Source organism: Proteus sp. G2673, assembly GCF_009915125.1.
GTDB classification, from domain to species: domain Bacteria; phylum Pseudomonadota; class Gammaproteobacteria; order Enterobacterales; family Enterobacteriaceae; genus Proteus; species Proteus penneri.
This window is the reverse complement of sequence record NZ_JAABLT010000020.1, coordinates 271,567-283,905: the sequence shown is the minus strand read 5'-3', so window position 1 is coordinate 283,905 and position 12,339 is coordinate 271,567. Positions and strand designations below refer to the sequence as shown.

Below are 12,339 nucleotides of genomic sequence, written 5' to 3'. Positions count from 1 at the left end.
GTTATTAATTGACGGATGATTTTCTGGTTTAACGTTAAAAACTAAAAAATCTAACTAACATTAATATCTTTCAAAGTTTTCTTGGATCTTCGCTGGATCTTGTGTTTCTGTCAAAGATAACTGCAATAACACTCTCGCTTTTTGTGGGTTTAAGCGCTCTGATGCAACAAAACCATATTTTGCATCATCCACTTCACCATTTTGTGTAGTAAAACCAACTGGTACACGACTTGCACGAACAACAACGACACCTTTTTTAGCGCCATCGGCTAAAGTGTCAAAAATATCAGTATATAAATTACCATTGCCCACACCGGCACTGACAATACCTTTGTAGCCGTTATCAATAAAGGCTTTTGCTGGTAAATTAGAGGCATTTGAGTAGTTATAAACAATACCCACTTTTGGTAATTCAGTCAGTTTACTGACATCAAATGCAGGCTTATCTGCACGAGGTAATGCTGCTGTATAATAATGAACCTTACCATTATGCACATAGCCTTGAGCACCTGCGTTGATAGGCTGGAACGCTTGTACTTCAGTTGTGTTCATTTTTACAACATCTTTACCACTGATAACCGCATTATTCATGGTCACTAACACACCGCGATTTTCAGAAGCTTTATCACTTGCAATCACAACCGCATTAAAAAGATTTAAAGGGCCTTCAGCACCTAATGCCGTTGCAGGGCGCATTGCCCCTACCATAACAACTGGTTTTTTGCATGCTGTGGTTAAATCAAGGAAATAGGCTGTTTCTTCCATGGTGTCTGTACCATGAGTGATCACAAAGCCGTCCGTTTTATCACAATCTGCATTAATTTTATCAGCCAGCTTGAGCCACACTTGGTCATTCATATCTTGAGAGCCAATATTCACGACTTGCTCGCCTTTTAAATTAGCAATTTTTTTAGCCTCAGGTACTGCATTAATCAATGTATCAATACCTAATTTGCCTGCTGTATAGCTTGATGTCGTTGCTGAATCACCACCACCAGCAATTGTGCCACCTGTCGCTAAAATGGTGACATTAGGTAAGGCAAAAGCAGAACCACTGATTACAGCTAACAGGCTAGCGAGCAATGTTTTTTTCATCATCGAACTGATCCCTTATGAATTTATAAATAAATCCAATTATGATGATTTAAAATTATTAATTCCGTGATAAATTGAACGAATTTATTAAAAAAATTCATATATCAAATAATTTGTAAGTGAAGAATATAGTTAGCAATTGGTAAATGAGAGAAATAATTAGTGCATTACAGGGGATTTCAGTATTATGTGCCCCTAACTATCACCAGCAAAATATTGATGAAACCTGCCATGTCACAAACATTTATTCCTGGCAAAGATGCCGCTCTGGAAGATTCTATCGCTCGCTTCCAACAAAAATTAACCGACTTAGGATTTAACATTGAAGAAGCTTCATGGTTAAACCCTGTTCCTAACGTTTGGTCCGTTCATATTCGCGATAAAGATTGCCCTTTATGTTTTACTAACGGTAAAGGTGCCAGCAAAAAAGCAGCCTTAGCCTCCGCACTAGGTGAATATTTCGAACGTCTCTCCACAAATTATTTTTTCTCTGATTTCTGGCTAGGTACTGATATTGCAGAAGGTGAATTTGTTCACTACCCAAGTGAAAAATGGTTCCCACTAGCAGAAGATGATTCTGTTCCTGCTGGCTTATTAGATGAGCGTTTACGCAAATTTTATGATCCTGAAGGTGAGTTATGTGGTAGTGAGTTAGTTGATTTACAATCAAGTAATCATGATCGCGGGATTTGCGCCCTTCCATTCATACGCCAATCTGATGAAAAGCCTGTTTATATTCCTGTAAACATTATTGCTAACTTATATGCCTCTAATGGTATGTCCGCAGGAAATACAAAAAATGAAGCCCGAGTTCAAGGGCTTTCTGAAGTTTTTGAACGTTATGTAAAAAATCGCATTATCACTGAAAGAATTAGCTTACCTGAAATTCCGAAAGAAGTTTTAACTCGCTATCCTGCTGTTATTGAGGCGATTGAAACATTAGAGCAAGAAGGTTTTCCAATCTTTAGCTTTGATGCATCTTTAGGAGGTCAATTCCCTGTTATTTGTGTCGTGTTATTCAACCCACAAAATGGCACTTGTTTTGCATCTTTTGGTGCTCACCCTGATTTTGGTGTGGCTTTAGAACGTACAGTCACTGAATTATTGCAAGGGCGTAGCCTTAAAGATCTCGATGTCTTTAATCCACCAAGCTTTGATGATGAAGAAGTCGGTGATCATACTAACCTTGAAACACACTTTATTGATTCAAGTGGTTTAATTAGTTGGGATCTATTTAAGAAAGATGCCGATTATGCATTTGTTGATTGGAACTTCAGTGGGACAACAGAAGAAGAGTTTCACATCTTAATGTCACTTTGCCAGCAGTGCGATGCAGAAGTCTATATTATGGACTACTCACACCTAGGTGTTTACGCTTGCCGTATTTTAGTACCCGGTTTATCAGATATTTATCCCGCTGAAGATTTACAATTAGCCAATAACATTATGGGCGTACATTGGCGAGACACTATTCTTTCTCTACCAACGAGCCAGGGCACTCAAGAAGAGTATCTTTCTCTTATTGGTCAATTTGATGAAGATGGTTTAGACGACTTTACACGCATCAGAGAGATGATTGGTATTGCTCCAGGCAAAGATAATGGTTGGAGCCATTTACGTGTAGGCGAATTAAAATCAATGTTAGCGCTTGCGGGTGGTGATCTTGATCAAGCGCTCGTTTGGGTTGAATGGACTCAAGATTTCAACGCTTCTTTATTTACGCCAGAACGCCAAAATTATTATCGTTGCTTACACAATCTCTTATTATTACAACAAGAGACTGAACGTGAACCAGAACAATATATGCACGCGTTTTCTCGTATGTATGGCGAAAAAACATTACAGGCAGCCTTAAACGCAATACAAGGTAAACAAGCATTTTACGGATTACAAACGATTGATCCTGATTTAGCTAATTTACCTATTCATCAGTCATTACTTGTGGCCTATGAGAAATTACAGAAAGCAAAACGTCAATCGATTAAATAAACCTATTTTGCTTAAGGTTATTTATCAAATAATAACTAATTTTAACTGAATAATAAGCGCGTATTTAAATTGAAACACTCTATTGAAAAGTAGAGTGTTTTATTTCGCTAAAAATAAAATATTGACAGATTTGTCAATATGACAAATTTGCCACCTGACAAAATTGTCAAAATATGGCAAAAGTGACGATTTTAGGCATTTAATATGACACCAAAAACATATATTGAACTTTTACGCTAATAATATTACATAAATCCAGTTTAAATTGCTATTTGTTTAACCAGATCTCAAAAATTAAAAAACCTTATTTTTATAATGGGTATATGTCTGGAGTAATCTTTAAAGATTAACCACAAATAAAGTAATGTTTATATTTATTATAAAAGTAAATAAGGCGTTAAATTTGATTTTTAACTCTTAACATACGGGGTTTAAATAATACTTTATATTTACTTTTTACTTTATTTATCCAGCTAGTCTAAAATTTTTTGATAATTTTTAAAAAATTTTTTCATTTTATTAATCAAATAGTTATAGCAAAAATAACGGGTTTTTACGCACTGAAAACGGGGTTCTAATGAGCGACCATGATCCATATCAATTTTAGAAGTAAGCCCCTTTGCTACTATTATTGCGTGCTATAATTATTCCAACATATAAGAGAGTGTTAGTATGAAAGCTGACAGCCCTTTTAATTTATTATCACCTGCTGATATGGCAAAAGTTGCCGATGATGCATGTTGTTATAAAGCAAATAAACATATTCCAACGACTTACTTATCTGCATTTACTGCGGGAATGTTTATATCAATTGCTTTTGTTTTTTATATTACTGCTACTACAGGTACCGCATCTGTTCCTTTTGGGCTGGCTAAATTAGTCGGTGGGATCTGCTTCTCTCTGGGGTTAATGCTCGTTGTCGTTTGTGGCGCGGACTTATTCACCTCAACTGTTCTTACTATTATTCCTAAAGCAACTGGACGTATATCTTGGGGCAAAATGTTTGCTAACTGGATAAATGTCTATCTTGGTAACTTTATTGGCGCACTCTTTTTTGTCGCCTTAATGTGGTTTGCTGGTCAGCATATGGCAGCAAATGGGCTTTGGGGGTTGAATGTTTTACAAACTGCACAGCATAAACTTGAGCACACGTTTATTGAAGCTGTTTGTTTAGGCATTCTAGCTAACTTAATGGTTTGTCTTGCAGTATGGATGAGCTATGCAGGTCGTTCGCTGATTGACAAGCTTTTTGCACTTATTTTACCTATCGGTATGTTCGTTGCTAGTGGTTTTGAGCACAGTATCGCTAACATGTTCCTTATTCCTTTAGGTATTGTTATTAAAGATTTTGCACCTGCAGAATTCTGGACTAAAGTAGGTGCATCACCCGAACAATTTTCAAATTTAACTGTATCAAATTTTCTCTCTGATAATTTATTGCCTGTCACTATCGGTAACATTATTGGCGGGGCAGTCCTAGTCGGTCTGGTATACTGGTTAATGCATCTGCGCGGTGACAAACATTAATCCGTGCAGGTATGACTGATTTCTTAAGTTCCATTGTAAAAAGGTAGAAGTATCATGTCTGATTTAAATGAAAAATTTGCTGAAGCATGGAAAGGTTTTTCTGAAGGTGAATGGCAGAACGCCGTTAACGTTCGTGACTTTATTCAAAAAAACTATACTCCATATGAAGGCGACGAATCTTTCCTAGCAGGTTCCACTAAAGCAACTGATACACTTTGGGAACAAGTTATGGAAGGCATCAAAATCGAAAACCGCACACATGCGCCAGTTGATTTTGATACTTCTGTTGCTTCAACTATCACATCTCACGATGCAGGTTACATCGCTAAAGATTTAGAACAAATCGTAGGTTTACAAACTGATGCACCTCTGAAACGTGCAATCATCCCATTCGGTGGTATCCGTATGGTTGAAAGTTCTTGCCACGCGTATAACCGTGAGCTAGATCCAGAACTGAAAAAAATCTTTACTGATTACCGTAAAACTCACAACCAAGGCGTTTTCGATGTTTATACTCCAGACATCCTGAAATGCCGTAAATCTGGTATCTTAACAGGTTTACCAGATGCATATGGCCGTGGTCGTATCATCGGTGACTACCGTCGTGTTGCACTGTACGGTATTGAGTTCCTGCGTAAAGATAAATTTGCCCAATTCACCTCTTTACAAGAAAGAATGGAAAAAGGCGAAGATCTGGAAATGACTATCCAACTGCGTGAAGAAATCGCAGAGCAGCACGCTGCTTTAGGTCAAATCCAAGAAATGGCTGCGAAATACGGTTACGATATTTCTCGCCCTGCTCAAAACGCGAAAGAAGCAGTACAATGGACTTACTTCGGTTACTTAGCCGCTGTTAAATCTCAAAACGGTGCTGCAATGTCATTTGGTCGTGTATCTACATTCTTAGATATCTACATCCAACGTGATATTGAAGCGGGTTTACTGACAGAAGAACAAGCTCAGGAATTAATTGACCACTTAGTCATGAAATTACGTATGGTTCGTTTCTTACGTACTCCTGAATATGATGAGCTGTTCTCTGGTGACCCAATCTGGGCAACAGAATCTTTAGCTGGTATGGGCTTAGATGGCCGTACTCTGGTAACTAAGAATACTTTCCGTTTCTTAAATACCCTGTACACAATGGGTCCATCTCCAGAACCAAACATGACCATCCTGTGGTCTGAACAACTGCCTATCAACTTCAAAAAATACGCGGCGAAAGTCTCTATCGATACGTCATCAATCCAGTATGAAAATGATGACTTAATGCGTCCTGACTTCAACAGTGATGACTATGCTATCGCTTGTTGTGTTAGCCCAATGGTTGTGGGTAAACAAATGCAGTTCTTCGGTGCTCGTGCAAACTTAGCGAAAACCTTACTGTATACCATCAACGGTGGTGTTGATGAAAAACTGAAAATCCAAGTAGGTCCAAAACATGCACCAATCATGGATGAAGTCTTAGACTTCGATACTGTGATGAATCAAATGGATCACTTTATGGATTGGTTAGCAACTCAGTATGTAACTGCACTGAACGTTATCCACTACATGCACGATAAATACAGCTATGAAGCAGCTCTGATGGCACTTCATGATCGTGATGTTTATCGTACAATGGCATGTGGTATCGCAGGCCTATCTGTTGCTGCTGACTCACTGTCTGCAATCAAATATGCGAAAGTTTCTCCAGTCCGTGATGAAAACGGCTTAGCGGTTGACTTCAAAATTGATGGCGAATATCCACAATTCGGTAACAACGATTCTCGTGTAGATGACATCGCTTGTGACTTAGTTGAACGTTTCATGAAAAAAATTCAGAAACTGCGTACATACCGTAATGCGGTACCTACACAGTCTATTCTGACAATTACTTCAAACGTTGTTTATGGTAAGAAAACAGGTAATACCCCAGACGGTCGTCGTGCAGGCGCACCATTCGGACCAGGTGCTAACCCAATGCACGGTCGTGACCAAAAAGGTGCGGTAGCTTCTCTGACTTCTGTTGCGAAACTACCATTTGCTTATGCGAAAGATGGTATTTCTTACACCTTCTCAATCGTACCTAATGCATTAGGTAAAGATGATGATGTTCGTAAAGCGAACCTTGCAGGTCTGATGGATGGTTATTTCCACCACGAAGCCGGCATTGAAGGTGGTCAGCATCTGAACGTTAACGTCATGAACCGTGAAATGCTGTTAGAAGCAATGGAAGATCCTGAGAAATATCCTCAGTTAACTATCCGTGTTTCTGGTTATGCAGTTCGCTTTAACTCACTGACTAAAGAGCAACAGCAAGACGTTATCACCCGTACATTCACACAAACAATGTAATAAAGATAACTATATGCATTTATTTACTGAGAAAGTAAATAAAATCGCTTAGAATAAAGGCCCCTACTTTGGGGCCTTTTTATCTAGACAGTTTTGGAGTAACCCTGTTATGTCCGTACTTGGTCGTATCCACTCATTTGAATCCTGCGGTACTGTTGACGGTCCCGGAATACGTTTCATTGTTTTCTTTCAAGGATGCTTAATGAGATGCCTCTATTGTCACAACCGTGACACATGGGATACTCATGGTGGGCAAATCGTCACAGTTGATGAACTAATGAAAGAGGCAGTTACCTACCGTCATTTTATGAATGCTTCTGGCGGCGGTGTTACTGCTTCTGGTGGCGAAGCGATTTTGCAAGCAGAGTTTGTGCGCGATTGGTTCCGCGCATGTCAAAAAGAAAATATCCATACTTGCTTAGATACTAACGGCTTTGTTCGTCGTTATGATCCCGTTATTGATGAATTAATGGATGCCACTGACTTGGTGATGCTCGACCTAAAACAAGTCAATGATGAAATTCACCAAAAATTAGTGGGCGTATCAAATCAACGCACACTTGAATTTGCTCGTTATTTAGCAAAACGAGGCCAAAAAACATGGGTTCGTTATGTAGTTGTTCCGGGTTGGTCTGACGATGATGATTCTGCTCATCGGTTAGGCGAATTTATTAAAGATATGAAAAATATCGAAAAAGTAGAACTTCTTCCTTACCACGAGCTCGGCAAACATAAATGGGTAGCTTTAGGCGAAGAATACAAACTAGATGGTATTCATCCACCGTCAAAAGAGATGATGGAAAATGTAAAATCAATTCTTGAATCTTACGGTCATAAAGTTATCTATTAAGCTATTCAATTTAATATTAATTTAAGAGGCAGCGTTTTTAAGCGCTGCTTTTTTTGTTTATAACGTAAAGTCATATTGATACTAAAAAGCCTGTTTTTCATTTTTCTTCATGCCTTTCATTTTACATCGCCTAATCTTAAAAGTGATTATTAAGAAATAGTATACTTTTCATAGAATTAAGAATTCTGACCTCGTTTTTATTTGGTTTTTATTATTAAGAATGAAATATACTTATCGATATATCTAAATATATCCTTATAAGATTATCCTTAACCTATATTAGCTTTAATACAGTTGATTAATAACAAAACAAAAAGATATTATAGATGGCTTATATTTATAAACAAAAACATTGGGATTAAGGTACAGGAAATGGAACAAGACAATAATTCATCGCTAACAGAGTCACAAGAGATATTTACATCTATTCCTCAAGCGAGGGGTGCCTCAGGCGGTGTTCGCTGGTTAGGACTCGGATGGGATTTAATAAAAGAACATTTTTGGATGTGGATAGGCGTTATTATTATCTACTTTATTGTTAGCCTTATTATATCAACCATTCTTGGATTTATTCCGCTAATTGGTCCAATCGTTTCGCCTTTTGTTACTACTGTATTAGCCGCAGGTGTCGTGGCAATTGCTCATCAACAATATGAGACTCAACGTATTGATGTTGATACTTTATTTTTTGGTTTTTATAACAAGCGTTACCTTAGCTTGATGGGTGCATATGGTATTAGTTTCCTAATTTTACTTGTGGGCTTTATTCTTGCATTTATCGTTAGCAGTGCCGCAATGATGGATATTTTATATGCTATCAATAGCGATTATCCTGAAGAAATCATTGCTGAAATGATGGTGGATAACTCATCTGGATTTATATTGTTTTTTGTTATTATCGCTATTTTTGGCGCGTTAAGTACTGCAGCCTATTGGTTTGTTCCTGCGCTTGTATTAGTCAATGGATATAAAGCATTCCCTGCGGTTAAAGCGAGCCTTGCAGCAGTAAAAACAAACTTATCTGGTGGTTTCTTCTTCTTTATTTTACTGTTCTTTATTATTGCTATTAGTGTTATTCCATTTGGTTTAGGATTATTAATTACTATTCCCCTCTCTTACACTGCAATGTATGGCTCCTATCGTGATATTTTTTATCACCATAATGTAGGAAATCAAGGAAATAACGGTGGTATCAATGGAAATGGTACAATTTCTCTAAATAAAACCGCTGAATCCAATATTGGAAAATTAGTGAGCTAATCTTAGCGTTAACAGCCTAAATAAAACAGCAGTAGACTGAAGCAATCTCATCTACTGCTTTTTATTATTTAAAATAAATCTTATTATCCTGCAAACGGATCTTTATTATTATACGATTTGTTATAAAGTACATCAGATATTAAATAGTCATAAATTTCATCGACAATTTCAATACCTTCATTTTCACTCCTCTGTTCTTCTATTTGACTATTTTCACCAGGATAAAGGACTTTATCTACATTCGGTGCGGGCTTAATAGCATTTAACTCCCCCATAACCTGTGAAATATGTTCTCTAAATAATGTGATATCAGTGAAGAAAGCCGGATTAATAACAATATGTAATTGCCCTAATTCTCGCCCTTGTGTTAAATCGTGATACATCGAACTGACATGTTTACCAAAAGGAAGCCCAAGCAAGATACCAGACAACACGTCTACCATCATCATTAAGCCATAGCCTTTAGGCCCCGCAATAGGCAATAACCCTTTTACAGCAAAAGGATCAGTCGTAGGTTTACCATTTTCATCGACAGCCCAAGTATCAGGGATCTCGGCATGACGAGAACGTGCATCAAGCACTTTTCCCCACGCCTGTACGGTTGTTGCCATATCAAATGTAATATGTTTATCGCCTACTCCGGGAGCTGAAAAAGCGATAGGGTTAGTGCCGTAATACACTTCAGCACCACCAAAAGGAACAACCATTGGGTCTGATTGACATAGCGAAATACCAATCAGACCTGCTTGTGATGCTTGTTCAACAAAGTAAGACAGCGCTCCACTATGACCAATTCGTCTTACACCAACAACGGCAACCCCCTTCTCCTGTGCCATTTTAATTGCGCGTTCCATGGCTTCTTTCGCTGCAACATGCCCAGCACCATTATCACCATCAAATATAGCGCTACATGGCCCTGTCTCGGTATAAGTAAAATCTGGGGCTGTATTTGTGCCGCCTTTATTGATCCGCTCTGCATAATACTCTACACGTACAGCACCATGAGAATGAATACCTTTGGCATCAGCATGGACTAAAACATCAGCCACTGTATTAGCATGAGGCTCGCTCAATCCTGCTTGGTGTAATTTATTTTTTATTAGTTGATGTAACTGCTGTTTAGAAACTATCATAGAATATACTCTTTTGTAGGGTTCTAATTAAATAGGAATATCATAAAATAACAGAGGTAAATTCAAGCGATAGGTCTAATTTAACAGCATAAATAGGATCTGCCGTGATCGGTTTAACCAATAGCTGATTGCATTATATTTTTATTTAATCTCATTTTATTTAGTAAAATAATTTTTATAATCATCTATTAATTCTATGCTCTATAACTATATTTAAATTATATTAAGTTTTTTTAATAGTAAATTATGAGTAATAATCTTTTTTATTTTTGCAAAATATTATGCTTCATTTTTATATTAAAGCCTTTAGGCTTTATACATTTATTTTGAACATTTATATTTCTTTCTGTAATCTATGGCAATAATTATAAAATTGGGAGTAAACATGTTAAATAAAGAAATATTAAAAAATTTAAAATATTTTGAGAAAACACCATTAATTCATCATATTAATTATTCTCTAACTGAAGATGCGGAAAGAAACATATTAAACGGTTGGCAACCTACATGTATGGAAGATAAATGGCTTTCTTATAGTATAGGAAACTGTATCTACGTTCACCGCAGTTGGAGTGGACATTTAATGTATAAATTTACTATTCACAATAAAACAATTGATTATATAGAAATAGCAATGGATGACTTTGTAAATATGACAAATGAAAGAAAAATAGAAATATTTTTTGACCTATTACCGTTTTTATCTAAATCTCATTAATAATTAAACAATTTTATCTCTATCACCTTTAAGTTATTTAGACAAAAAACCCCCTGCCGAAACAGAGGGTTAAATTATTACTACTTGATTAATTAGATAATAATTAACCGATATACTCTAAACCGTTCATGTATGGGCGCAACACTTCTGGAATTTCAATACGGCCATCAGCCATTTGATAATTTTCCATAATTGCCACTAAAGTACGACCGACTGCTAAGCCAGAGCCATTTAAGGTATGAACAAGTTGTGTTTTCTTATCGCCTTTAGAGCGGAAACGAGCTTGCATACGACGTGCTTGGAAATCCCACATATTTGAGCATGAAGAGATTTCACGGTATGTATTTTGAGCAGGAACCCAAACTTCTAAGTCGTAAGTTTTACGTGAACCAAAACCGATATCACCAGTGCAAAGCACAACTTTACGATATGGTAGATTCAGTAATTGCAACACTTTTTCAGCATGGCCTGTTAGCTCTTCTAATGCTTCCATTGATTTTTCAGGATGAGCAATTTGAACCAGCTCAACTTTATCAAATTGGTGCATACGAATAAGACCACGAGTATCACGACCATAAGAGCCTGCTTCTGAACGGAAGCATGGTGTATGAGCCGTCATTTTCAATGGTAAATCGTCTTCTTCGAGAATAACATCTCTTACCATGTTGGTAACAGGTACTTCTGCTGTTGGAATAAGCGCGTATTGGCTTTCTGCTTCTTCTTCTAACGGTTTAGTGTGGAATAAGTCTTCACTAAATTTAGGTAACTGACCTGTACCGTACAGAGTTGCGTGGTTAACCAAGTAAGGAACATACATTTCTTGGTAGCCGTGCTCTTCGGTATGCAGATTCAGCATAAATTGTGTGATAGCACGATGTAAACGTGCAATTTGACCTTTCATCACAACAAAACGTGAACCCGTAATTTTCACCGCAGACGCGAAATCTAAACCATCAGTCAACTCACCTAAAGTCACATGATCTTTTAATTCAAAATCATAAGTCTTTGGTGTGCCCCAACGAGAAACTTCTACGTTTTCGCTGTCATCTTTACCATTTGGCACAGAGTCATCAGGCATATTCGGGATAGTTAAAGCATAATCACGAATTTCAGCTTGCAGCACTTCAAGTTCAGCTTTTGCAACTTCAAGTTTTTCACCTAACAGGTTAACTTCCTGACGAAGTGGCTCAATATCTTCACCACGCGCTTTTGCCGCACCAATGGACTTCGATCGAGAATTACGTTCTGCTTGCAGGGATTCAGTTTCAACCTGTAACACCTTACGGCGTTCTTCTTGTTGACGAATTTTTTCCACATCGAGGGTGAACCCCCTGCGAGCCAGTTTTTCGGCGACCGCGTCTAGCTCATTACGCAGTAGATTTGGATCGAGCATGCTTATCCTGTGCTTATTGATAGATTAATAAAAACCT

General features: G+C 37.5%; 9 protein-coding genes. 6 read left to right on the top strand and 3 right to left on the bottom strand.

Annotated features, from left to right (window positions below; translation table 11 throughout):
* Positions 1–60: 60 nt before the first annotated feature.
* The gene (gene ansB / locus GWI59_RS11320; protein ID WP_161671404.1) at positions 61–1,098 is read right to left on the bottom strand and encodes an L-asparaginase 2; all 1,038 of its coding nucleotides are present in this window, start codon (positions 1,096–1,098) and stop codon (positions 61–63) included.
* A 228-nt stretch (positions 1,099–1,326) separates the two neighbouring features.
* Between ansB and ycaO the strand changes: the two genes are divergently transcribed.
* The 5 genes from ycaO (at position 1,327) to GWI59_RS11295 (ending at position 9,058) form a co-directional block, all read left to right on the top strand.
* Entirely contained in the window at positions 1,327–3,084 is a 1,758-nt protein-coding gene (gene ycaO / locus GWI59_RS11315) for a 30S ribosomal protein S12 methylthiotransferase accessory factor YcaO (RefSeq protein WP_109847527.1), read from the top strand.
* Positions 3,085–3,756: 672 nt separating this feature from the next.
* On the top strand, positions 3,757–4,611 hold the full coding sequence (gene focA / locus GWI59_RS11310) for a formate transporter FocA (RefSeq protein ID WP_072062807.1): 855 nt from the start codon (positions 3,757–3,759) through the stop codon (positions 4,609–4,611).
* A gap of 54 nt (positions 4,612–4,665) precedes the next feature.
* Positions 4,666–6,948, top strand: coding sequence for a formate C-acetyltransferase (pflB, locus tag GWI59_RS11305; RefSeq protein ID WP_109400828.1), 2,283 nt, complete (start codon positions 4,666–4,668; stop codon positions 6,946–6,948).
* A gap of 109 nt (positions 6,949–7,057) precedes the next feature.
* Entirely contained in the window at positions 7,058–7,798 is a 741-nt protein-coding gene (pflA, locus tag GWI59_RS11300; RefSeq protein WP_161724667.1) for a pyruvate formate lyase 1-activating protein, read from the top strand.
* Positions 7,799–8,170: 372 nt separating this feature from the next.
* Entirely contained in the window at positions 8,171–9,058 is an 888-nt protein-coding gene (locus GWI59_RS11295) for a BPSS1780 family membrane protein (RefSeq protein WP_161724664.1), read from the top strand.
* An 83-nt stretch (positions 9,059–9,141) separates the two neighbouring features.
* Here the strand turns inward: GWI59_RS11295 and allD are convergent, their stop codons facing one another.
* The gene (gene allD, locus GWI59_RS11290) at positions 9,142–10,191 is read right to left on the bottom strand and encodes an ureidoglycolate dehydrogenase (RefSeq protein ID WP_006537442.1); all 1,050 of its coding nucleotides are present in this window, start codon (positions 10,189–10,191) and stop codon (positions 9,142–9,144) included.
* A 385-nt stretch (positions 10,192–10,576) separates the two neighbouring features.
* On the opposite strand from allD, the gene GWI59_RS11285 reads away from it, so the two are divergent.
* Entirely contained in the window at positions 10,577–10,909 is a 333-nt protein-coding gene (locus GWI59_RS11285) for a hypothetical protein (RefSeq protein ID WP_109847525.1), read from the top strand.
* 103 nt (positions 10,910–11,012) lie between these two features.
* Here GWI59_RS11285 and serS read toward each other — a convergent pair whose 3' ends face one another.
* Positions 11,013–12,302 (bottom strand): serine--tRNA ligase, encoded by a 1,290-nt coding sequence (gene serS / locus GWI59_RS11280; protein ID WP_072062811.1) that lies wholly within the window; start codon positions 12,300–12,302, stop codon positions 11,013–11,015.
* Positions 12,303–12,339: the final 37 nt, after the last annotated feature.

Excerpts from the sequence above, each read along its gene's own strand:
- ansB (WP_161671404.1), bottom strand. The coding sequence starts at position 1,098 with ATGATGAAAAAAACATTGCTCGCTAGCCTGTTAGCTGTAATCAGTGGT.
- ycaO (WP_109847527.1), top strand. The coding sequence starts at position 1,327 with ATGTCACAAACATTTATTCCTGGCAAAGATGCCGCTCTGGAAGATTCT.
- focA (WP_072062807.1), top strand. The coding sequence starts at position 3,757 with ATGAAAGCTGACAGCCCTTTTAATTTATTATCACCTGCTGATATGGCA.
- pflB (WP_109400828.1), top strand. The coding sequence starts at position 4,666 with ATGTCTGATTTAAATGAAAAATTTGCTGAAGCATGGAAAGGTTTTTCT.
- pflA (WP_161724667.1), top strand. The coding sequence starts at position 7,058 with ATGTCCGTACTTGGTCGTATCCACTCATTTGAATCCTGCGGTACTGTT.
- GWI59_RS11295 (WP_161724664.1), top strand. The coding sequence starts at position 8,171 with ATGGAACAAGACAATAATTCATCGCTAACAGAGTCACAAGAGATATTT.
- allD (WP_006537442.1), bottom strand. The coding sequence starts at position 10,191 with ATGATAGTTTCTAAACAGCAGTTACATCAACTAATAAAAAATAAATTA.
- GWI59_RS11285 (WP_109847525.1), top strand. The coding sequence starts at position 10,577 with ATGTTAAATAAAGAAATATTAAAAAATTTAAAATATTTTGAGAAAACA.
- serS (WP_072062811.1), bottom strand. The coding sequence starts at position 12,302 with ATGCTCGATCCAAATCTACTGCGTAATGAGCTAGACGCGGTCGCCGAA.